This window comes from Pantoea cypripedii, assembly GCF_002095535.1.
Lineage (GTDB): Bacteria > Pseudomonadota > Gammaproteobacteria > Enterobacterales > Enterobacteriaceae > Pantoea > Pantoea cypripedii.
This window is the reverse complement of record NZ_MLJI01000001.1, coordinates 2,114,615-2,138,155: the sequence shown is the minus strand read 5'-3', so window position 1 is coordinate 2,138,155 and position 23,541 is coordinate 2,114,615. Positions and strand designations below refer to the sequence as shown.

Below are 23,541 nucleotides of genomic sequence, written 5' to 3'. Positions count from 1 at the left end.
CCTGATGTGCCGGTCTCAGGAGGATCATGATGAATCCTTTGCTCATTTCTCTGGGGGCAGGCGTACTGGTTGGCCTGTTCTATGCGCTGCTCCGGGTCCGTTCACCCGCACCACCGGCAATCGCGCTCATCGGTTTGCTGGGCATGATTATTGGCGGGCAGCTGATTCATCTGGTGAAGCCCGTGCCGCAGACCGCTGCGGTCGCCAGCCACGTCGATAAGAGATCCTGACCATGCTGAAGTCATATGTTATTTCGCTGGTAGTGGGTATGCTGGCGGGCGTGATTTATGGTCTGATAGATGTCAATTCCCCTGCGCCGCCAGTGATCGCGTTGCTGGGATTATTTGGCATGCTGGTGGGGGAGCAACTGGTCCCGCTGGCGCAACGCCTGATCCGTCGCCAACCGGTAACCCTGGCCTGGTTCCGCCATGAATGTGTGCCCAAAATCAGTGGCACGCCACCATCGGGTGGAGAAAAGGGACCCTAAGGAATATCCTCACGTGCGCGTGAGGATTATCAGAGGATTACAGCATGACGCTACCACAGCACATTGTTATCGTTGATGATGAACGCTCAGTCCGTAATGGCCTGAGCAATTTACTGCATTCTGACGGATACACCACCAGCCTGTATGAATCGGGCGAAGAACTCCTCCAAAACGAGTCAGCATTAATCGGCGCGGTTATGCTGATCATCGACGTCAGATTGAAAGGAATGAGCGGTTTTGAACTTTACTCAGTCCTGAAACAGCAATCCGTGGCTCTGCCCGTGATTTTCATCTCTGCCGATCAGGAAGAATCCGTGCAGTGGTATGCGATTGCGCTGGGTGCGGTGACCTTTTTGCGAAAACCCATTGATGTTGATACGCTCCTGACCATTATCCGTAGCGAACTGTCGCAGGGGGAAACACCATAATGGGTATTATCTCTGTCCCGCAGGAAGGTAACGACGACGCGAAGATCATCCTGCCGGAAGAGATAGTGCTAACCCCGCTGGCGCAGGATGGCAGCATTGCCTGGTTAATGGGGCGATTTGTCAGCGGTGAAACCGTGCTGATCGCCACTGCCGCCAGTGACGAGGTGGCATTTCAGGCGACACAGCTATTAAAAAACGAGCTGGCGCTGGCTCCGCATCTGGCCCCACGCTGGGCGGTGAAACCGGCGGGTTTTACCCGTTACCAGGGTCACTATGCGCTGGTGTATCCGCAGTTTCCTTATCGTACGCTGGCGGGGATCATCGGCGTACCGCCGGAGCAGATCGCGGATTATTTACGCAATGCTATTCAGCTGTGTCTGCCGTTGAGTCAGGCCCATCATCAGGGGATTGTGCACGGCGATATCAAACCCGCTCATCTGTTCCTGAACAACGACGGTTCCTACCGTTTGGGTGGCTTTGGGCTGGCCTCCGTCACCGTCGATTCTCAGCTGAAAAATTCGCTGCGCGCATCGGGCGGCACCCTGGCCTACATGTCGCCGGAACATACCGGCCGCACGCCTTATCCGGTCAGCAACCTCAGCGATCTCTACAGTCTGGGCGTGGTACTGTACGAAATGCTCACCGGCAGGCTGCCGTTTGGTTCACCCCAGGCGGGGCAGACTGAATGGATCCACCATCATCTGGCGACCGCGCCACGTCCACCAGCATCGATTCGCCCGGATGTCCCGGCAATGCTGTCGGCCATCATCCTGCGTCTGCTGGCAAAATCGCCCGCTGATGGCTATCAAACCATTGATGGCTTGTTGGCCGATCTGCGGCGCTGCAAGGCGACACTGACGGAAGAGGGCACCATCGCCCCTTTTACCCTGGGTTTGCAGGAGCGTTTCACGACAAATTATCGTGTTGAAACGCTGTTTACCGGCCATCCGCAGGCACGAGAATTACTGAACGCGCTGGAGGAGGCGCAGCACAGCGGCACCCATCATCTGGTGATGATCGGCGGCGCGCCGGGATCCGGCAAGTCTGCCATCATTGCCTCCGCGCTGAAAAAGATGCAGCACAAGCCCATTTTGTTGACGGTCGGCAAAGCCGATCAACATTCCCCCCAGGTGCCATATTCCGCGCTGAGCGCCGCCTTTCGCACCCTGACGTTATATCTGCTCGGCCTGCCCGCGGCGGATGTACAGGTGTGGCGCGCGCGCCTGGCACGGGCGCTGGGCAATGACGTCGAGCTGGCAATCGAACTGGTGCCGGAACTGCGCCAGCTGCTGGATATTTCGCAACCTGTGGTCAGCACCGAGCCGTTAATCGATGCGCGCGAACGTTTTCACCAGATGGCCGGGGCGTTAATCAAGGCGTTTGCCTCTTCCGGTAAACCGCTGGTGATGTTGATTGATGATGTGCACTGGGCCGATCAGGCCAGCCTGCAACTGCTGGAGAAGGTGTTTCAGCGTAATGAGCATCTGCCATTTTTACTGGTGATCGCGCATCGTGATGCGGAATCGATGCCTTGCCGACAGGTGGCCGGTTTTCTGGCTCGCATCCAGGGCGCTGCAGCGCGCATCACCCAACTGACGCCACAGCCGCTTAACGTCAAAATGGTCGCCCGCTGGCTGGCGGGTATGCTGCATACCCGCACCAGCGGCACCAGCGAGCTGGCCCAGTTGATCCATGAGAAAACCGGCGGCAATCCGCTGTTCCTGCAAGAGTTTTTTAAACAGGCCATCGATGACGGGCTGATTTTTTACACCAAAGATCCGCTGAAATGGCACTACGACCAGAGCGCGTTGCAGGCGCGCCAGTATACCGATAATGTCGCCAGCCTGGTGGTACGCCAGCTGGAGCGCATGCCTGAAGCGACCCGACAACTGCTCGGCAGCCTGGCCTGTCTGGGGGGGAATGGCCAACTGGCGTTGCTCAGCCAGATTCTCGGCGCTGGTCAGCGTAAAATTCAGGAGCGGCTGCGACCCGCCATTGCCGCGAAGTTTATTACCATCGTCAATGATGAATACACTTTTACCCACGATCGCGTCCATGATGCGGCCTTTTTGCTGATTGGTTTTAAGCAAAAGTTACGGATCCATCAACAGGCCGCCTGTCTGCTGGCGGAGTGCGCACCGCGCGCCGATGGCAACGAAACGCTGTTTCGCGCGGTGCACCATATTGCGATGGCGGCGGATGTGCCGATGACCCCGGCACAAAGTCGCAATTATTTTCGCCTCAGCCTTACGGCGGCGCAGCGCGCCAAACGCGCTGGCGATTACGCGTCGGCGTTACGTTATCTGCAAACGGCACGCGCATTGAATCAGCAACAACCCACCTCTGACCATTTTTTGCTCGGTTTCGAAGAGGCCGAATGCCAGTTCCTGCAAGGCAATCTCAGCGCAGCGCAATCCCAGTGCACGGTGCTGCTGGGGATGCCGGGCAGCCTGACGGAGAAATCGGCGGCAGCTTGCCTGTCGGCTGAGATCCATATGCGCCAGTCAGACAACTATCTGGCACTGGAAACCGCGCTGGCCTGGCTGGCGGTGTTCGGTGTGCATTTCAATCGCTATCCGGATGAGGATGAGTGCAACGCGGCCTGGTACGCACTGAAAGCGCGCCTGGGGCCGGATCCGTCCGTCACCATTGGGACGTTGCCGCTGATGGCGAACCGCGAGAAAGAGTCGGTACTGAACCTGATGGCCAGTACCATTTTTGCCTCCTCGTATGATTGCCCGCAATTGCATCTGCTGCTGGTGTGCAAAATGCTGGATATGACGCTGGATCACGGTATCAGTGGTGCATCGGTATTTGGGCTGTCGTGGTTTAGCGTGCTGATCACCGATCGCTACCAGGAATACCACTACGGTTTCAAATGCGGCATGCTAGCCACGCAGCTGGCTGAAAAGCACAACTTTGTGCGTTTTAAAGCGCGCACCTTGTTGCCGCTCGATCAGGTGGGGATCTGGACGCAGCCGCTGGCCTTCGCCATCGATTACGCGAAAAAGAGCTTTAATGTCGCGCTGGCGCACGGCGATAAATCCTTTGCCTGCCTGTCGTTGCGTCATCAGGTGATGAACTACCTGACACGCGGTGATCATCTGGAGTCGGTACAGACCACCATCGAACGTGGCCTGGCCTTTACGCAAAAATCTTTTTATCCCGATGTCGAAAACGTGCTGCTGATGCAGAAGCATTTTGTCATCCACCTGCGCGGCAGCAGCCATACCAAATTCAGCGGGGTCGATCTCTATCCGACACAGCTTACCGGCAGCGAGCCAGGGCCGGTGTCCGGTCCGAAAGCGATGGTGCTGTTCTGGTCATCTTTGTATCGCGGCATGGCGCATTTTTATGCCGGTGAATATGCCCTGGCCTTGCCCTGTTTTGCCGAGGCGACGCAGCTGATAAGCGCCGTGCCTGGCTATATCTATCTGCTGGATTTGCATTTCTTTAGTGCACTGAGCCTGACGGTGCCGCTGTCTGCCGGGCAGGCGACCGCCAAAGTACGCCAGCAGGCCCACGACCATTTTGACAAAATTGTCCAATGGTCGGTGCTTAATCCCGAGCTGTTTGCCGATAAAGCCGCGCTGATCGCTGCAGAACTTGCCCGTCTGCGTGGAGAGGTGGGCGAGGCGCTCAGCCAGTATGAGGTGGCAATCAATTTGTCACGTAAGGCTGGCTATCAGCACATCAACGCACTGGCTTACGAGCTGGCGGGGTATTGCGCCAAAGGCTGGAAACTCGACGTGCCCGCCGATGCCTATTTAAAAGGGGCGATCAGCGGCTGGGAAAACTGGGGCGCACAGGCCAAGGTGCGACAGCTGGAACAGCGCTATCCACAACTGGCGACGCAAAAACAAAGTAACGCGTTCACCACCATCCCCTTTGAAGACGAATCCATTCGTGACCTCGAAAGTGTGGTGACGGCGGTACGCGCCCTGACGGAAGAGATCAATCTTGACCGTCTGATCCATATTCTGATGCGGATGCTGCTGGAACGCGCCGGGGCGCAGCGTTGCCTGCTGATTCGCGTGCTCGACGGCAACATCCCGGAAACGGAAGCCTGGGCCGAAGCCAATGCCGATGGCGTAAAAGTCAGGATCGTCAAAGAACGGCCAGCCGCTACTGATTTGCCGCTGTCGGTGCTTTCCGCGGTAATCCGCACCGGACAGGAGATTCGTACCGGTAAACCGGAGGATTTCAGCCCCTTTAGTCAGGACCCGTATCTGGTTTCCTCCGGCGCAGCGGTGATGTGTGTGCCGATGTTCAAGCAGGCCAATATGGTCGGGGTGTTATATCTGGAAAACCGGCTGATGCCGGATGTGTTCACCGCCGAGCAATCACATATCGTCAAAACCCTCAGCGCGCAGGCTGCGGTATCCATTGAGACCGCACGCTTGTATGCCGAATTGCTTGAGGAAAACATTCACCGCAGACGCGTGGAGAAACAGCTGCGCGCCAGCCAGACCTCCCTGATGATGGGGGAGAAAATCAGCCATACCGGCACCTGGAGCTGGGATATCGGGCAGGACCGGCTGTCCGTGTCGGATGAGTATATGCGTATTCTCGGTCTGCCCGAGCAGCAACAAAGCTGGTCGATGGCGGATTTCATGACGGTTGTGCACCCTGATGATTTTCAATGTATTAATGACCTGGTACGCGACAGCGTGCAGAACGGCATCAGTATGCAGGCGGAATTTCGCATCATCCGGCCAAATGGCGAATATCGTTACATCAAAGGGATTGGTGATCCGGTGGAGAACTGGCCGGAAGTGAAAGAATACTTTGGCACCATTTCCGACATTACCGTACAACGCCGGGCAGAGGATGCGGCACGTATGGCGCAGGCCGATCTCGCCCGGGTATCACGTGCTACCACCGTCGGGCAGTTAACCGCCTCGATCGCGCACGAAATCAATCAGCCATTAATGTCGATCGTCGCTCATGCCGGTGCCAGCCAGCGCTGGCTGAAACGCGAACCCCGGCATATCGAGAATGCCTGTTTTAGCCTTGATGAAATTTTGCAGGAAGGTAAACGCGCAGGCGATATTATCCGGGGTCTGCAGGCATTAACCCGCAAACATGACTCGGTTTTTGCTAAAGCGAACCTGCATTTGATTGCGCGCGATATTCTGGCGCTGTCGCGCGCCGAGATTGAACGAAAATGGATCTCGCTGGAACTGAAGCTGCATGCCGACTGTGCTGAAGTGTATTGTGACCGCATCCAGATTCAGCAGGTGCTACTGAACCTGGTGGTGAATGCTATCGATGCCATGACCGGCATTGACCAGCGTTCGCTCATTCTGACGCTGGCAACCTCCAATCCCACCCCCGACACCATTCGCTTTGAAGTGCTGGATAGCGGATCGGGTATCCCGGATGAGGTGCGGGAACATATCTTTGATTCGTTCTATACCACTAAAAAAGAAGGGATGGGAATGGGGTTGACGATAAGCCAGGGCATCATTAAAAAGCACTGCGGCGAATTGCGCGGGGAAAACCGGGCTGACTATGGCAGCCGCTTCTGGTTTACCTTACCCGTCGAGCCGCCAGCCAGTGCTAATCCTTAACGACGACGCGTGCTGAGAATATTCAGCCGTTCGGCAGCACGCACCAGATCGGAAAGGGAACGAACATTCATTTTTTCCATCACCCGGCGTTTATGCACTTTGGCGGTAATTTCACTGATGCCCATCTCCGCCGCAATCTGCTTGTTCAGCAGGCCGCTGATTGCCAGCATCATGACTTCGCTTTCACGCGGGGTCAGTGACTGATGGCGGACGGTCATGTCATATTTTTCCTGTGAGGAAACCAGGTTTTCTTCCGCAATCAACAGCGCTTCTGCCACCGCCTGTAATATCCGCTCCGGATCGACCGGTTTGGTCAGGAATTCACAGGCACCGGTTTTCATCGCTTTAACGGTAACAGGAATGGTGCCGAACCCGGTGAGGAAAATGGTAGGAATAACATAACCGCGTGCATTTAAGGTATTTGCTACCGCAAAGCCATCCGCACCGGGCATATTAATATCCAGAATCAGACAACTGGGAACGGCGTTGAAGGTGTGATCAAGAAATGCCTGAGCGGTGGAAAAAACCATAACGTCATAATCTTCTGAACTGAGCAGATTACTCAGGGCAGATCTTACCGATTCGTCATCATCTACAACATAAACTAAGTGATTCATAGAAGGACTCTTCTCAACCTGAATTTCACGGATGTTTAAACGTTGTGCTTAATATCCAATATACTGCGAAAAGACACAGGTTCAACCTGCGTAAAGATGTAGGGGTGTTAGCATAACGCCGGATGTTATCACAATAAGTCTGATTATCATCAGCGAATGTTGCAGTGTGAAGATAAGGCATAACTTATTGACCCGAATGGTTAATTATTGATCGGAATTCAATCGACCAATTAAAAGAGCGGTATACGTTCAAACTTTTTGCGATATTCGCGTGGGCTCAGTGTGCGGTGCTGGCTAAATATGCGCGAGAAGTAGAGGGGATCACCGTACCCGACTGCGTGGGCGACCTGGGCAATCGGCAACTGAGTTTGCTGTAACAAATCACAGGCGCGTGAAACGCGCTGGCGTTCACGCCAGCCATAAATGGTATGTCCCATCTCACGCTTGAACAGATGCGCCAGTCGGGAAGGGGATAAGAACGTCATCTGCGCCAATTGTTCCACGCGCGTCTCTTCGGCCAGGTGGTCATTGATGTAATGACAGACCGTCTGGATACGTGGGTCGCGGTTATGACGATTGCTGGTGGGTTGCCGCTGGAATGCATCCAGAATAATGCGCTCCAGCGTGTTCATTGCTATCGCTTCTGCCAGCGGTTCAGCAGCGGCATTCCAGTGAATAACCTCTTTAAACAGTTGCACCATATGCTGGAACAGTGGGGTATCGCCGCATGCCATACGGCCTATCTGCCCCAGGTTACGATCCCAGTGTAACCAGTCAATCCAGTAGGGGCGCGGCACAAAATAAATCCACAAATGGTCCCAGGCGGGGCTTTCTTTAGCGCGACCGTAGTGATGCAACACGCCAGGCGGAAACAACAGCATTTCTCCCTGCTGGCAACGGAATTCTCCGTCAGCGTGATGAATAATGCCTTCACCTTTGAGCGTGATATTGAGCAGATAACCTTTCATCCCCTGGGGTCGGTGAATAAAGAAGTCGAGCTTGCTACCGGGGCTGATTGGCGTATATCCCGACACCATAAAGGCGTTAAAGGTGAAACTTTTCACCAGCGGGGAGAAATTCATCATGTCGGCGTCGCTCAACTCAACCATCTGCATCATTCCTGCGAAGTAGGGTGCGGGAAGTATAACGACGCCCTCCGTCAGAATCGCTGAGCAGAGGGCGCTTTTGCGGCGTGGCGCAACTTTAGTGTTGCAGCGGCTCCTGAACCACCGGCGTCATAACCGGGTTAGTTTGCTGGTAGCGGCCCGCTGCCAGGTCCTGTGCCACCTGGTGATAGAAATCATCCAGTTTGTAGAAATAAAGCAGCCCGAAGTTGAGTAGCGCCAGCAAGAGCGGGAAAAAGATAAACATAAACTCGATAGTATTCAGCACCGCCGGTGATTGTACGGCGTTGCCGCCGCTGACAAATCCGGCCGCCCCGAGGATCCAGCCGACACTGGCGGTACCTAACCCCATGCCCAGCGTCTGCCCGAGGGTACCGGCACTAAACAAAATACCCTCAATACGTAGCCCGGTACGCCATTCGCCGTAGTCGATGGTATCGGCCAGCAAGGCAAACATGGTGGCCCCAATGCCACAGAAGCCGACGCTGCGCACGGCAGTGGCGATGATCACAAACAGCGCATCCTGTTTATTTAGCAACGGAATCAGATAGGCGACCGAGCAGACCAGTAAGCCCAGCATCGCCAGACGTCGCTTACCCAGTTTTTTCAGCAACAGCGGAATGATCATCAGGGTCAGTAGGCCGGGGATGTATTGCGCCATGCTGATATAAGCAATCAGGGAGACATCGCGCAGAATGTATTTCGAATAATATACCCCCACGGCGGAGAGCGCGGTCAGGCTGGTAAAGGTAATCAGCAGATAGAAAAAGATCATCAGCCAGTAACGGTTCGCCAGCATGGAACTCATCACCTGACGCGCATTGATGCGCTGGCTGTTGTCACTGCGCACCGGCTGGACGCGTTCACGCGTGCCCAACGCCGTCAGGAACAGACAGAGCGCGGTAAAGAAGCCAAAGATGGCAAACACGATGATCCAGGAGGTACTGCTGTTGCCGAAGTGCGCGACCAGCGGCAGGGTGAACACGCCGACTGTCAGCGAACCACAGGTCGATAGCCCCTTGCGGAACACACTCAGGATGCCACGTTGATACGCATCACGGGTGATCAGCGCAAGTAATGAGCCATAGGCGATGTTATTGGCGGTAAAACAAATGTTTGCCAGCAGGTAGGTGATACACACATAAGTCACCTTCAGGCTATCGCTGACATCCGGCACCGTCGCCATCAAAAAGGCCGACAGACCAAAAGGCAGCGCCGTCCACAGCACCCAGGGCCGCGCTTTGCCGAGACGCGAACGGGTTTTATCGATGCGGATACCGACAAAGATACAGATCACCCCATCCAGCACCCGGGCGAAGAACATCAGCGAGCCAATCAGCAGGGCGGAGATTCCGACGACATCGGTATAAAAATAGGCGAGGAAGGTCACCATCAGGGTGTAAGTCAGGTTGGTGCCATAATCGCCGATGCCAAAGGCCAGGCGTTCAGCGAGGCCAATGCGTTGCAGGTCATCCGTCGGGGTAGCGGTTTTCATTGTGCGTCCTCCAGTTCAACAATCGCGACATCCCAGTCGGCCAGCGTGAGCGTCTCACCGCGTTGCCAGTGCCGCTGGCGCAACAATTCCCGCCCGCGCGCGCATGACAAGGTGACCTGTTGCGGCTGGCTGCTAAAGTTGAGATAAAACAGCACGGTGTTACCGGCGCGATTGGTGGCGCGTTTAACCACCACCGGGAAGCGGTGACCCTCAGCGTCATCGGCCAATCCCAGTCGCTGGCGCAGCGTACATAACACGCTCTCCAGCGCACCCTCGCTGATGCAGCATCCGATATAGGTGGCGCTGCCACGGCCAAATCGATTGTGAACGATAGCGGCATATTTGCCCCAGTAAGGATGCTGATAACGCGCCCAGATTTCCGCATTCGGGTTCTCTGTTTCCAGTAGTTCCATCCAGTGTTCAACCTGGGTGGCCTGCGGAGGCAGGTCCAGCACATCCGACTGCAAGGTGACGTCGTGCGGTTCGACAAACAATTGATAGCTGGCCCCAATCGCTTCGCGAATCACGCCCGGCTGGCGTTCATGACGCACTTTCAGATGCTGATTGGCAAAACCTGACTTAAACGAATACAGCACATGACCGCCGTCAGCCACGAATCGGTTCAATCGTTGCAGCACGTCATCAGATACGGCGTACATCAGTGGCGCGATCAGCAACTGATAACGGCTGATGCGCGGGTCGTCAACGGTGAGAATATCCACCTCGATATTCAGCCGGTAAAGGGCATCATAATAGCTGCGGAACAGATCGTTGTACTGATGCTCTTTGTGACGGCCAAACTGGTGCCCCTGATATGGGTGCCAGTCAATGGCGGTCAGGCAGGCATTGCTGACCAGCAGCGCCACCTGGTTCTGTTTCTTTAATCCCGCCAGTTGCGGCGACAGCTGGGCCAGCGCCTGACCAATCTGTTGTGCCTCATGGTAAATCGGGTTGGGTTGCAGATCATGGCTGAGCAAACCCTTCCAGTAGGTTTCATAGGCGTTGTGGAGAGAATGCCAGTGCCAGTAACCGATCATCGCCGCACCCGAGGCAATATGACTGAACGCCTGTAGACGCAGCTGGCCGGGATAAGGGGTCCAGTTTTTGAAGGCCTGCGCCTGGGTTTCCAGCACCAGATAATTGTTATCTTTGGTGGTGCGGGCGATATCTCCGGCGAAGGCGATTTCAGCACCGGTCAGCTGGTGCTGGCTGGGATGATAGATATCGACGCCGGTAATATCGAGTGCGGCAGAAGCGGCGAAATGATCGACCTCGCCACGCAGCCCATAAGACCAGGTACGCCATTCAAAATCGAAGTTATGGGTGATGAACTGTTCTGGCCGCCGGTATTCGCTGACAAGTTCAGCCTGCCAGGCCAGAAATTGTTCAACCAGCTGACGCTGATATTGCTGGAAAGCTGCGCCGAGACTGGCATTGATGGTGCTCTCCAGCGGCGGGAAGTCCTCCCAGGCGTCGATACGGTTGCTCCAGTAATCCAGCCCGAACTCCGCATTGAGGCGGTCAAGATCGCCAGCAAACCGCTGCTGCAAATGCCGCACAAAATCACGCTGTACATGCGCACCGCAGGTATCGTAATACTTGGTTTCGTTGTCGATTTGAAAACCCATCACTGCGGGGTGCTGCGCCGTGGCGCGTAATAATTCGCGGATAATCCGTTCGGCGTAACGCAGATAGATGGGGCTGGTAATATCCATCTTCTGGCGATGACCATATTTGTTCACGCCCTGGGGCGTGGTCGCCATCACGGATGGGTGTTTCTTTGCCAGCCAGCCCGGTATCGCGTAGGTGGGGGTGCCGATAATCACCGCAATCTGGCTGGCATGCATGCGGTCCAGCACGGTGAGCACGCTGGAGAAATCAAACTCCCCATCGTGACGTTCGAAGGTACTCCAGGTGCTTTCGGCAATGCGCACCACATTGATACCGGCAGCCTTCATCAGACTGATGTCTTCATCCAGCCGTTCCTCAGGCAAATATTCGCGATAATAGGCCACACCATACAACAGCTTATCCATCTCATTTCCTCCACTGCATGCGTTATGGCGCTACGTTAGCGGAATGAGATCGACCAAAGATAAAATTTGCTGTCACGAACATAGAGAAACTCGCTCCCGCCTTAAGTCCATGAACTGCATCACAAAATGACAGAAGGGTTGGGAAGGGTAAACCAGCCCGGAACGGACTGGTTTAGAAGAGAAGGTCAATCAGGCACGGATAAAGGCAAGTAAATCGGCGTTGATCACATCAGCATGGGTGGTGTGCATCCCGTGGGGAAAGCCGGGATAAATTTTCAATGTGCTGTCCTGCAGCAGTTCATCCTGCAGCAGTGCGGCCACTTTATAGGGCACCACCTGATCGTCATCGCCCTGCAGCACCAGCGTCGGGACGGTAATCGCCTTTAAATCTTCCGTCTGATCGGTTTCCGAGAAGGCTTTGATACCTTCGTAATGCGCTTTGGCACTGCCGATCATGCCCTGACGCCACCAGTTCTGAATCGTGCCCTGGGAAATCTGCGCGCCTTCGCGGTTGAAGCCATAGAACGGCCCCGTAGCCACATCGAGATAGAACTGCGCGCGATTCGCCGCCAGCGCAGCACGGAAACCATCAAACACCTCTAATGGTGTACCCTCGGGATTACCCGGTGTCTTCAACATCAGCGGCGGTACCGCGCTAATCAGCACCGCTTTGGCGACGCGGCCCTGAGGCTGGCCATATTGGGCGACATAACGTGCGACCTGGCCGCCACCGGTGGAATGTCCGATATGCACCGCATTATGCAGGTCAAGATGTTCAGCTACTGCTGAGGCATCTGCGGCGTAATGGTCCATATCATGTCCTTCACTGACCTGATCCGAGCGGCCATGACCGCGGCGGTCAATCGCGATAACCCGGAATCCTTCTGCCAGAAAGAACAACATCTGATTGTCCCAGTCATCGGCACTTAATGGCCAGCCGTGATGGAAGACAATCGGTTGAGCTTCTTTAGGTCCCCAGTCTTTGAAGAAGATATTCACGCCATCTTTCGTCGTTACAAAAGCCATAGAACAGACTCCTATCAGTTAAGGATTGTTTTGAGCTGATGAGTAGCGGCACTGAGGGTGTTAACCCCCGCAACAGTATAGTCGCAGGCACGCAGAAACGACGGCGTATGGCGGGGGTTATTCGAGGGTGAAGCTGATCAGTTCAGCAGCAGGCTCGATGTGGTTCACATATCGTGCGCTGTCGATTTTATATGATGCGCCAGCCTCTTTAGACTGCATCACTACGCGGGCCTGGGCAGCATCCAGCGGCGTGCCGTGTGCCTGGGCAAAGCTTGAGAATGAGAGGAATAGCAGCGTCATGCTGGTGGCAAAAATGTTGATATATTTCATGATCATTTCCTGTGTCGCTCAATGTCGGGGAAGCGTATGCTTCGATTGCATAAATTGTAAGCACATGGCAGGGGGAACTAAATACCTGATCTCTGGCGGAGTCGTTCAGATAATTTGAATGATGTAATAGGGCGTGGATGTGACTTTCAGCAAAAGGATCAATTATATCTTGGTATAGCTATCCTTCTGTATAACTTACTTTTTTTCAATTCTTGCTGATAATCGCTTAGATTTCCCCATTACATAGCGAGCGAACCATGAATAATCACCCTCTGAAGTTTGTCACCCTGACCTGTAGCCTGCGTAGCGGATCGGTCAATGCGGCGATTGCCAGCACATTACCGGAACTGGCTCCCGAGGGCGTGGTGTTTACCGCTCTGGGATCGCCGGGGGAATTCCCGCATTACAGCATGGACACGGAACTGGAGGGTTTCCCTGCGGCCGTGGTCGCCATGGCAGAACATATCGCCGGGGCTGATGGCCTGGTGATCATCACCCCGGAATATAACCATTCCATTCCGGGCTTGCTGAAGAATGCCCTCGACTGGCTTTCTCGTGTCAATCCGCAACCGCTGGCCGGAAAGCCGGTGCTGATTCAGTCTGCCTCGCCGGGTAAGTTAGGTGGGGTGCGCGCGCAGCTGCATCTGCGACAGATCCTCGCTTATTTCGATGCCAAAGTGCTGAATAAGCCGGAAGCAATGATTGGCGATGTCGGCCATAAGGTGGTGGATGGCGTGCTGGTTGATGAGGACACCAAACGTTTCCTCGCGCGCCAGTTGGTGGCCTTTGCGGAATTTGCCGGCAAATAACCTGATCCTTTCCTTCCCCGAGCGGGCGATGCTGGTGCATCGCCCGTTTTTTTTGCCCCATTCTGGTTCAATCCATCGTAACAAGATCCTCCCTGGCTGCATTTGATCCACTGAAAAATCACAAAACATAATATTGGCACACTTAATGCTTATACATTGTTGAACAAACAACACCAGAGGCTTTCCACTATGAAAACGATGTTACGCATGGCCTGTCTTGCAGCACCTGTGTTCTTCAGCGTCGCGCAGGCTGCCACCCTTGTGCCTGGCAGCCTGACCATTGGCTCGGACCTGACGTATCCGCCGTATAACTTCTTAAAACAGGATAAACCCGCCGGGTTTGATGCTGAGTTTATTGACCTGATCGCCGCGCCGCTGAAACTGAAACCGGTGGTGAAGGACACCCGCTTTGCCAGCCTGATCCTCGGCTTAAAAAGCGATAAGTTCGACGTTGTCGCCTCAACACTGTATGTCACGCCAGAGCGGGCACAGCAGGTGGATTTTCTGCCGTATATGAAAACCGGGGGTTCTTTGCTGGTCACCGCCAGTTCCAGCTTTGCGCCTGAAAAGCCGGAAGATCTGTGCGGCAAACGCGTCGCTTCGATCAAAGGCGGTGCCTGGATTGCGCGTCTGAATAAAGTGTCAACGGACTATTGCCAGCCGAAAGGGCTGGGTGCCATTTCGGTACGCGAGTTCCCGACTTCACCGGAAGCCACGCAGGCGCTGCTGTCGTCAGCGGTGGATGCGCAATATGAAGATGCCGCAGTGGCCAAAGCGACAGTCGAAAAGACCGGGCAGCGCCTGAAAATCTCTTCACATCAGATGATTTATCCGGTGGTGGTCGGCCTGGCGGTGAATAAGGACAACCCGCAGCTGCTGAACGAACTGAAAACCTCATTCGCGCAGAAGGTGAGTGATGGCAGCTATCGTGCGCTGTTGCAAAAGTACAACCTGCAAATGCCGGACGCGGATGAAATCACCAAAGCATTGGCTGGCACGCTGTAAATAACGGATCTCCCTGGAGGAAGCATGCAATTTGACTGGCCTTACCTGATAAGTTTATTTCATTACGCGGACTTCTGGCGGGCCAGTTGGCTGGTGGTGCAACTCAGCGTGCTGACCTGGCTGGGAGGGATCGTTCTGGGACTGGGTGTGGCGCTGGCAAAACAGTCGCGCCATGCGCTGCTGCGCAATGTTGCTGGCTGTTATATCTGGCTGTTTCGCAGCCTGCCGTTGCTGGTGCTGCTGATTTTTATCTTTAACCTGCCACAGATTTTTCCGGCGACCAGCAGCGTACTGTCCAACCCGTTTGCCGCTGGCCTGCTGGCCCTGATCATCAGTGAGACCGCCTATATTGCGGAGATTCATCGCGGTGGTTTGTTATCAGTCCAGCGCGGGCAGTTTGAAGCGGGAAGGGCGTTAGGATTAAACACCACCCAGATCCGCCTCAGCATCATTATTCCGCAGGCGTTGCGCATCTCGCTGCCCACCCTGGTGAATGAATTTATTACCATCGTGAAGATGACCTCGCTGGTGTCGGTGATTTCCCTGTCCGAGATTTTGATGGTGGGCGAGCGTCTGTACACCGACAACTTCAAGGTGATGGAAACCATGCTGGCGGTGGCCTGTTACTACGTGCTGATCGTCACTGTGTTTGAGCGTCTGTTTGGCTGGCTCGAACGCCGCTGGGATGTACAAAATCGGACTCCGGCCGCGTTTGATGCCGAACAGGCACGCGCCAGTTTACCGGCCCCCCAGGCACTGACGCGCAAAAGCCACAGCGCCTCGGCCAAACCGATTCTGCAATTGCGTGGCATCAGCAAAGCGTTTAACGATAAACCGGTGCTGCGCGATATCAACCTCAGCGTGAAACCTGGCGAGGTGATCTCGATTATTGGTCCTTCCGGCTCCGGCAAAACGACGCTTATCCGTACGGTGAACGGGCTTGAGAAACTCGACCAGGGCAGCGTAGAGCTGCTGGGTCAGGCGTTTATCGAGGCGGGACAGCGTGAGAATGCCTTACCTTACCGTTCGCAGATTACCCGGCTCGGCATGGTGTTCCAGGGTTTTAATCTGTTCCCGCATAAAACGGTGCTGGAGAATTTGCTGCTGGCACCGCGTCTGCACAATCTGGACAGCCGTGAGGATCTGCATCAACGCAGCCTGGCAATGCTGGATAAAGTGGGGATGCTGGAACATGCCACCAAATATCCGCATCAGCTATCCGGTGGTCAGCAACAACGCGTGGCCATTGCCCGTACGCTGGTCATGAAGCCTGCGGTGGTGCTGTTTGATGAACCGACATCGGCACTTGATCCCGAACGCGTCAGCGAAGTTCTGCAGGTGATTGAAAAGCTGGCAGAGGAGGGGATCACCATGTTGATCGTCACCCATGAGATGAAGTTTGCTTTCGCTATTTCCGACCGGGTGGTGTTTATGGAGCAGGGGCGTATTCAGATCGATGCCTCACCGGCAGAGATTCGCCAGATGCGCGATCACCGGATTTCGCGCTTTATCGATGATATGGCCACGGCCTGAGGTCAGCATATGAAAGGATCAGCCGGGGAAACCCGCACCTTAACCATTGAAATACCAGAGCATATTGATTTATCTGGCTTGCCTGCTTTCGAACGCATATCGATTCTGCTGCGGGAAAATATTATCAGCGGCAACCTGGTAGCCGGGCAGGCGCTGGGCGAAATCGAACTGGCGGCGTTATGTGACAGTTCCCGCAATACGCTGCGGGAAGCGCTGCGTTTCTTACACGGCGAAGGGTTGGTGAATTATCACCAGAATCGCGGGGTGTTTGTGCGTCAGCTGGATAAGCGTGATGTGCGCGATATTTTCAAAGCGCGCCGCCATCTGGAAGTGCTGGCGCTGACCGTGAACAGCCCAGTCAGTGACTTTCATCTGACGCGCATGGCGCAGCATCTGGACAAGGCTGCCCAGGCCGCAGCCGAAGAACAGTGGCGCAGCGTGGGTACCCATAGCCTGCGTTTTCATCAAAGCATCGTACAGATGTTGGGTTGCTCCAGATTCAACGATTTTTTCAGCGTCTTGCTGGCGCAGTTACGTCTGCTGTTTTGCAGCGGTGCTGGCGAGCGTGATTTTCAGCTGCCGTGGATTGCCCGCGATCGTCAGATCCTGACATTGCTGGGCGAGCATCAAACCGCCGCCGCATGCCAGGCGCTGATTGATTACCTCGACTATTCCGAGCGCCAGCTGACCACCACTTTTAGTCATCCTATTTCTCATGGAGAATCATACTGATGTCGAATTATCCTGCCGCGTACCAGAGCACATCCGGCTCTGCATTAGATGTTGATCGCCAGTTTTATCAGGCACTTGCCGAGGGACCGCGTGAGCTTACCGCCTCCCATTTGATCCCGATTCGTACCGGTTTTGCCTGGGAAGTGCCAGCCGGGCATTTGTTCCGTATTACCACGCCAGAAGGTCCGCAGGTTGGGGATTTGAACATCTGGAACCGCCGCGATCCGCGCGAGAGAATGTGGGTGTCCCGCACACGTCAGCTGCAACGCGCGCATCTTTCGACTTACGATCGCCTGTGGTCCAATTTACCGTTTATCCGGCCAATGGCGACCATTACTGCCGATTCGCTGGCGGATTATGGTATCGACAGCGATGGTGGGCGTGTCCATGATTTGCTGGGAACGCGTTGCGATCCTTACGTCAACAAGCTGCTGACCGGTGAAGATTTCGATTTCCATTGCCATTCCAACCTGGTGCGTGCCGTGCAGCCGTATGGTCTGACTGAGTTTGATGTTCACGATGTGATGAATGTCTTCCAGTGCACCGGCCTGAACGACGATGACCAATACTTTATGAAAGCTTGTCCGGCGAAAAAGGGCGATTATCTGGAGTTCTTCGCTGAGATTGACCTGCTGTGTGCGTTATCGACCTGTCCGGGTGGCGATCTGTCATTGCCGATGTGGGGCGACGAAGCGGAAGATACGCTGAAAGTTTGCCGTCCGCTGGGCGTTGAAATCTACAAACCGCAGGCTGAGTTGCTGGCTAACTGGATATCGCCGGTATCACCGGATTACCGGGGTAACCATGGAATGCAGCTGAAGCCCGTCAGCTGGTAATTGGCTTTTATAGCCGGGGTTATGGCGTCGCTAAGCTCAGATTGGACATTTGAGCTTAGCTGCCATAAAAGTACCTACAATGTATATTATGTTAAATAAGGTATCCGCACACGCCCCGGACCGCACCTCGCCCGTCGCGGTTATTGGCCTGGTCGGCATCAATGCCGCCCCTACATCTGTAGGGTGCGAATTTATTCGCACCAGGGGCACCGCTACGGCAAAACTCCACCATCATTACCCTGCTCTTTTCTCAGATTTCACGTAGCGACGCCTGAATACGTTGCAGATCAAGCCTGGGATTCATTCTCCATGCCTTCCCGGTAGACATACACATCCTCGACCATCTCATGCGGGCATGTTTGCACCGATAAAAGCTCATAACTTTCAACTCCGTCGCTTTTCATCTGTTTAAAGGCATTACGCGCGACTTCATGATTCCCTCCATCATCGTCACAAAACGCGACAAAGAAATCGCTCGGTTTGACGCCGTGCTTCATGGCAAGTTTATTCACTATGTCATTAATGATTTCAATCTTAGGCGTATGGAATGTCAGGTAAACTTTATCGTTATAACACCACCAACGAGGCTTCCCATCCGGGAATGTCGTGACATCTTTTTTGACCGTACCATCAAAATTAATTTTCATCTCACGTTGAGATTCATCCTGCCATATCGCACCGGCGATTTCTTTTGTTTCTAAAAAATCAACCAGTCGCATTAATGCGCTATCAATAAAAGGACGCGATGAAATAAATCCAACATACTCCCGCCCCGCGCAAACTGAGAGAAAAACATCCCGTATGTGAGCTTCTTTATCATATGCAGTGCTATCGTTCTCCCTGTTATTCCACTCCGTGTTCGATAAGCCCATAAATCGATGATTGGAAATGCTGACGGTGTCATCAAAATCAAAAATCAACACCACCGGTTTATTTTCCGGATTATAACTCTTAATCAAATCCTGAATTCCCAGCAGCGTTAAATCCAATGGGGAATTGCAAATACCGCTGGCGTAGGCATCAGGCGTATAATCTTTCGTTTCGACGCGCAGAAAGTTATCCAGACAGCGACTGTCCAAATCCTTTAGCACCGGCAAAATGGCCTGATCATCACTCTGGCCCAGTGCGCGCTTAATCGGCTCGATATTAATCGAACCTGAACCATAGGAAATGATTTTTTGCATCGTACAGAATAAAGCCAATTCTACACTCGTAGCGTTATCTTTGAACTCTTTTTGATAATCATTAAACGCATGCAATATTTGAGCGAAATGTTTTTTAGTTTTAAAATCCGCATGGGTTATTTTCTGACAGACTTTTTCAAAGCATATCCTGAAGGATTCGCTATTTTTATAAAATTCCTCCAGTAAGTGAATGGTAGATAAAAATGGTGTTTTATGTGTTTCAATATGCAGAATGTTAAGCGAAGAAAAAAAAGAAATTATTTTTTTAAAACAATCGCTGGGTGATATATTTGGCGTTGTGGTGGCGACCAGGCTAAGAGGTTCAACTGTATTATTTGAAGCACCGCTCACCGGGAATTGATGAAGCTCATGACTATCAACTTCACTGGGGACAATAACATTATTGCCACTGACGTTAGCTACACCGGTTTCCATATAATCCCTCACTTTTATCGTCCGAATGGGATTCAGGCTAGCATATTTATTACGCTCAAAATTAGAAATCAGGAAAAACTCAGGGGATATATCAGATTAGAAATGATAACGGCGCGATAAATCGCGCCGCCAGATAAGGATAAGAAAATTTTTTACAGCGAAGAAATCACATCATTGCGCAAATTAATAATGTGTTTACGAATGGAAGCCAGGCTTTTTTCCCGATCGCCTTCACGCATCGCATTGAGCAAATCAAGATGCTCGGCATGATTTTCCTGCTGGCGATGCAGCGGGCTATGCAAACGGAACAGGCGCACGTTAACGCGCAAACCTTTTAACACCTGTGCCAGCACCAGGTTGCCACTGGCTTCGGCAATGGTGTTGTGCAGCTTTTCATCGAAACGCCAGAAAAGATGTTCCTGCGCCTCACCGGCATCAATCAACTCACGCAGCTCTTTAAGCAGGTCATCCAGCGTAGCGGCGCTGATTTTATCCAGCGCTTTACCCACCGCTTCCGCTTCCAGCACTTCCCGCAGCGCCATGGTATCAAGATACTCTTTGATATCGATGGTGCGCACGGTGTAGGAACGTGCGCCGCGTCGTTCCAGCAGGTTTTCACCCGCCAGCCTCACCAATGCCTCGCGCATTGGCGTACGGGAAACCTGCAACTCTTCCGCCAGCCGCGATTCCAGCATTTCACTACTTCCGGGAATTTTACGTTCAAGGATTAACTCCTTCAGCAACGTATAAACCTGCTCAGACAGACTGGCTGATTTCATATACAACGGCTTGGCAGCCATAATCGCAGCAAGGGTGTGATCCTGATAGTCAGTCATCTTCACGCAGTGTCCAAAAGTAAAATGGCTAATGAGTTTACCGGATTATCCGCTTATTGGGAAAGGCACCGCACAGGTGAGAAACGCACCATTCCCCGCCCTTCCCTGATATTCACCCTCCGCCCAGACTTTTTCACCGCGCGATAAGGTGATGGCAGGCCAGGCCTGAACCTGTTTACCTTCATAAGGCGTGTGATCGGCATTGGTGTGCAAATCGCGATTGCTGATGGTTTTATCGATATCGGTATCCCAGATCACCAGATCGGCATCCGAGCCCACCGCAATGCTACCTTTTTGCGGATACAGGCCATAGAGCTTCGCCGGTGCGGTGGCGGTCAAATCGACAAAGCGCTGGGCGGAAATCCGCTTCTTCAGTACCCCTTCACTCATCAATAACGGCAGACGTGTTTCCAGTCCGGCGATGCCATTAGGCACCAGATCAAACGAAGCGTTATCGCCATGCAGCTTCTTACCTTGCGGATCATCGAAGTTAAACGGGCAATGATCCGAGGAAAAAATGGTAAAAGTGCCGTTCGCTAACGCATTCCACACCGCATTCTGGCTGTCGGTATCGCGTGGCGGCGGGCTACAAATACATTTCGCCCCGTGGAAACTGTCATCGATCCCCAAATCCTCGGCGGTGAGAAACAGATATTGCGGACAGGTTTCAGAAAAGATATTGATGCCCTGACCACGCGCCCAGTAAATCTGCTCAATCGCCGCACGGCTGGACACATGGACCAGCAAAATCGGCACATCGACCAGTTCCGCCAGAGAAATCGCCCGGTGCGTGGCTTCACGCTCGCCAATCGGTGAATGGGCCAGCGCATGATAACGCGGCGCGATTTTACCCTGCTTTTTCAGCCGCTCGGTTAACCAACTGATGCAGTCATCATTTTCCGCGTGGATCATGGCAATTGCCCCGGCTTCACGCGTCGCTTCCAGCACATTTAAAATATGATGATCGGTCAGTTTTAACGCGTCATAGGTCATGTAGATCTTAAATGACGTGTAGCCCTGCTGGATAACCTGCGGAATCTCTTCAATCACTGCGGCATTGGCGTCGGTAACAATCAGGTGAAATGCGTAATCAATGCAGGCTTTCCCTTCCGCACGCTGATGATAATCGGCGATCGCGTCGTGCAGGCTTTGCCCTTTGAATTGCATAGCAAAAGGAATAATGGTGGTAGTGCCGCCACAGGCAGCTGAACGCGTGCCGCTGATAAAATCATCCGCCCCGACAGAACCGTCGGTGGAAGGCTGGTCGAGGTGACAATGGGCATCAACACCGCCCGGCGTGACCATGCGACCTTTGGCATCGATCACCTGCTGCGCCAGCGTTTCATCGAGTGTTGCTGCGATGACGCTGATACGGCCATCATTGATGCCAATATCACCATGATAACGATCGGCAGCCGTCACGATATCGGCATTTTTAATAATCAGATCAAAGGATTTCATGGTTGCGTCTCCCGGGTGTAAGCACTGGAAACTTCCTTAAAGCTGGTTTTGACCGGTTCACTGCTGTGGGTGGTGTTTTGATACGCTTTCGCGTAGTGACGTTCGATTTTGCGCTGGATAAAGTCCCACAAGGTGGTGAGGAGCAGATAATAGGTGGCGGCCACCATAAACAGTTCCAGCACCATAAATTGTTCCTGCATCAATATTTGAGTACGACGCAGTAACTCCTCCATGGAAATCACCGAAGCGATAGACGTGGTTTTTAATAATCCATTAAAGCTGTTGCCTAACGACGGCAGGATTAAACGCATGGTCTGCGGGAAAATCACGTAACGCGCCACATTCAGCTGGTTAAAGCCCAGGGCTTTGGCCGCATTAATTTGCCCTTTCGGCAAAGCCTGCACACCACCGCGAATGATTTCCGCCAGGTAAGCCGCTTCATTCAATACCAGCCCCATCACCACCGCTTCAATCACGCTAAAGCGAATGCCTATCTGCGGCAGGCCGGTGTAGATAATAATCAGCTGCACCAGTAACGGCGTACCACGAAAAATCCAGATATAAGTACGCGCAATCTGTTTAATCCATGCCCAGGGCGAGAGTCTGGCAAAGGCAAGTAATATTCCCAATACCAGCCCGCCCGCCATTCCCGCCAGGGTTAACAGGACGGTATTCACCGCCCCCATGAAAATGAAATAGTTGGTGAGATAATGGAAGTACCCTTCCCAGCTCCAGCCCTGAATCATAATTCGCTTTCCTACAGTTACGAGTGGGGACCCTGAACACTAAAGGTTCCGGAGATCATTTTCGCGCCATACTTGTTAAACAGCGCCGGTAAGCTGCCATCGGCATTCATCTGGTTCAGCACTTTCGCGGTAGCGTCCGCCAGATGTGCGTCTTTGAATGCAATAGCAACCGGTGTCGGGTCGATGCCAGAAAGCACCTGCTTAAACATCCCTTTGTGTTGATAATCCGCTGCGACGGCGTCGATGCTGATCACCGCACTCACCTGCTGCGCGCGTAATGCCTGGAATGCCACGGTGAAGTTATCAAAGGTATGAATATCAACCGGTTTGAGACCTTTGGCTTCCAGCTCTTTGCTGATTTTGCGGATGGTGGTTTCTTCAAAACCGCCGATTTCTACACCAACACTTTTACCCGCCAGATCTTCAACTTTGGCAATTTTGCCGCTGTCGGCAGGGGCTACGGAGACGCTGATGGCCTGGCTTTCATACGGGATCAGATACATGATTTTGGCGCGTGCCGGGGTGAAGAAAATGCCGGTGTTGATCATGTCCCAGCGTCCGCCCTGCAAACCCGGCACCATTGCGGAGAATTCAATACGGGTGTAGTCCGGTTTCAGGCACAGACGTTTGGCAATTTCCTCGCCCAGCTCGATGCGCATGCCTTTTAACTGGCCCTCACCATCGACATATTGCAGTGGCGGTAAGGTCGGGTTAGTGGACATCTTTAACTCACCCGCTGTTACCAGGTTTGCACCCTCAATCGGGGTACAGGCCGCGAAGCTGGCTTGCATAAACAGGCTACCCGTAAGAAGACATGCAGCTGCTATCAACGTTTTTTTGGTCATCAT

The 23,541-nt window shown here is 53.5% G+C and carries 20 protein-coding genes; 9 read left to right on the top strand and 11 right to left on the bottom strand.

Annotated features, from left to right (window positions below):
* Positions 1–29 precede the first annotated feature (29 nt).
* From HA50_RS09930 to HA50_RS09915, 4 genes are read left to right on the top strand one after another with little or no spacing between them, the layout of a single operon-like run.
* Positions 30–230, top strand: a complete 201-nt coding sequence (locus tag HA50_RS09930) for a DUF1427 family protein (protein ID WP_084874828.1) — start codon at positions 30–32, stop codon at positions 228–230.
* A gap of 2 nt (positions 231–232) precedes the next feature.
* Positions 233–487 (top strand): XapX domain-containing protein, encoded by a 255-nt coding sequence (locus tag HA50_RS09925; RefSeq protein ID WP_084874826.1) that lies wholly within the window; start codon positions 233–235, stop codon positions 485–487.
* A gap of 44 nt (positions 488–531) precedes the next feature.
* Positions 532–915 carry a response regulator transcription factor gene (locus HA50_RS09920; RefSeq protein ID WP_084874824.1) on the top strand — a complete coding sequence of 128 codons (384 nt, stop codon included), beginning with the start codon at positions 532–534 and terminating at the stop codon, positions 913–915.
* Positions 915–6,488 (top strand): ATP-binding sensor histidine kinase, encoded by a 5,574-nt coding sequence (locus HA50_RS09915; RefSeq protein ID WP_084874822.1) that lies wholly within the window; start codon positions 915–917, stop codon positions 6,486–6,488. Before HA50_RS09920 ends, HA50_RS09915 begins: the two co-directional genes overlap by 1 nt.
* Here the strand turns inward: HA50_RS09915 and HA50_RS09910 are convergent.
* The 6 genes from HA50_RS09910 to HA50_RS09885 form a co-directional block, all read right to left on the bottom strand.
* Positions 6,485–7,105, bottom strand: a complete 621-nt coding sequence (locus tag HA50_RS09910; RefSeq protein ID WP_084874819.1) for a response regulator transcription factor — start codon at positions 7,103–7,105, stop codon at positions 6,485–6,487. The genes HA50_RS09915 and HA50_RS09910 overlap by 4 nt on opposite strands.
* Before the next feature lie 230 nt (positions 7,106–7,335).
* A complete protein-coding gene (gene araC / locus HA50_RS09905) occupies positions 7,336–8,214 on the bottom strand; it encodes an arabinose operon transcriptional regulator AraC (protein ID WP_084878460.1) in 879 nt (292 codons plus the stop codon).
* A 94-nt stretch (positions 8,215–8,308) separates the two neighbouring features.
* A complete protein-coding gene (locus tag HA50_RS09900) occupies positions 8,309–9,724 on the bottom strand; it encodes an MFS transporter (RefSeq protein ID WP_084874817.1) in 1,416 nt (471 codons plus the stop codon).
* Positions 9,721–11,760 (bottom strand): beta-galactosidase, encoded by a 2,040-nt coding sequence (locus tag HA50_RS09895; RefSeq protein WP_084874815.1) that lies wholly within the window; start codon positions 11,758–11,760, stop codon positions 9,721–9,723. The genes HA50_RS09900 and HA50_RS09895 overlap by 4 nt, the downstream gene beginning before the upstream one ends.
* A 189-nt stretch (positions 11,761–11,949) precedes the next feature.
* Complete coding sequence (locus HA50_RS09890) at positions 11,950–12,786, bottom strand: alpha/beta fold hydrolase (RefSeq protein WP_084874813.1); 837 nt, start codon at positions 12,784–12,786, stop codon at positions 11,950–11,952.
* A gap of 117 nt (positions 12,787–12,903) precedes the next feature.
* Positions 12,904–13,116, bottom strand: a complete 213-nt coding sequence (locus HA50_RS09885; RefSeq protein WP_084874811.1) for a hypothetical protein — start codon at positions 13,114–13,116, stop codon at positions 12,904–12,906.
* A gap of 257 nt (positions 13,117–13,373) precedes the next feature.
* Between HA50_RS09885 and HA50_RS09880 the strand changes: the two genes are divergently transcribed.
* The 5 genes from HA50_RS09880 (at position 13,374) to HA50_RS09860 (ending at position 18,031) form a co-directional block, all read left to right on the top strand.
* Complete coding sequence (locus HA50_RS09880) at positions 13,374–13,925, top strand: NADPH-dependent FMN reductase (protein WP_084874809.1); 552 nt, start codon at positions 13,374–13,376, stop codon at positions 13,923–13,925.
* Between the two features lie 189 nt (positions 13,926–14,114).
* Positions 14,115–14,930 (top strand): ABC transporter substrate-binding protein, encoded by an 816-nt coding sequence (locus HA50_RS09875; RefSeq protein ID WP_084874807.1) that lies wholly within the window; start codon positions 14,115–14,117, stop codon positions 14,928–14,930.
* Between the two features lie 24 nt (positions 14,931–14,954).
* Positions 14,955–16,463 carry an amino acid ABC transporter permease/ATP-binding protein gene (locus tag HA50_RS09870; protein ID WP_084874805.1) on the top strand — a complete coding sequence of 503 codons (1,509 nt, stop codon included), beginning with the start codon at positions 14,955–14,957 and terminating at the stop codon, positions 16,461–16,463.
* Positions 16,464–16,472: 9 nt separating this feature from the next.
* Entirely contained in the window at positions 16,473–17,195 is a 723-nt protein-coding gene (locus tag HA50_RS09865) for a GntR family transcriptional regulator (protein WP_084874803.1), read from the top strand.
* Positions 17,195–18,031 carry an urea carboxylase-associated family protein gene (locus HA50_RS09860; RefSeq protein ID WP_084874801.1) on the top strand — a complete coding sequence of 279 codons (837 nt, stop codon included), beginning with the start codon at positions 17,195–17,197 and terminating at the stop codon, positions 18,029–18,031. Before HA50_RS09865 ends, HA50_RS09860 begins: the two co-directional genes overlap by 1 nt.
* 287 nt (positions 18,032–18,318) lie before the next feature.
* On the opposite strand, the gene HA50_RS09855 is transcribed toward HA50_RS09860, so the two are convergent.
* The 5 genes from HA50_RS09855 to HA50_RS09835 form a co-directional block, all read right to left on the bottom strand.
* Positions 18,319–19,650: a hypothetical protein gene (locus HA50_RS09855; protein ID WP_084874799.1), complete on the bottom strand. Its 1,332-nt coding sequence runs from the start codon at positions 19,648–19,650 to the stop codon at positions 18,319–18,321.
* Positions 19,651–19,802: 152 nt separating this feature from the next.
* A complete protein-coding gene (locus HA50_RS09850; RefSeq protein ID WP_084874797.1) occupies positions 19,803–20,486 on the bottom strand; it encodes a GntR family transcriptional regulator in 684 nt (227 codons plus the stop codon).
* 45 nt (positions 20,487–20,531) lie between these two features.
* Entirely contained in the window at positions 20,532–21,947 is a 1,416-nt protein-coding gene (gene hydA, locus HA50_RS09845) for a dihydropyrimidinase (RefSeq protein WP_084874795.1), read from the bottom strand.
* Entirely contained in the window at positions 21,944–22,693 is a 750-nt protein-coding gene (locus tag HA50_RS09840; protein ID WP_084874792.1) for an amino acid ABC transporter permease, read from the bottom strand. The genes hydA and HA50_RS09840 overlap by 4 nt, the downstream gene beginning before the upstream one ends.
* A 17-nt stretch (positions 22,694–22,710) precedes the next feature.
* Positions 22,711–23,541 carry an ABC transporter substrate-binding protein gene (locus HA50_RS09835; RefSeq protein ID WP_084874790.1) on the bottom strand — a complete coding sequence of 277 codons (831 nt, stop codon included), beginning with the start codon at positions 23,539–23,541 and terminating at the stop codon, positions 22,711–22,713.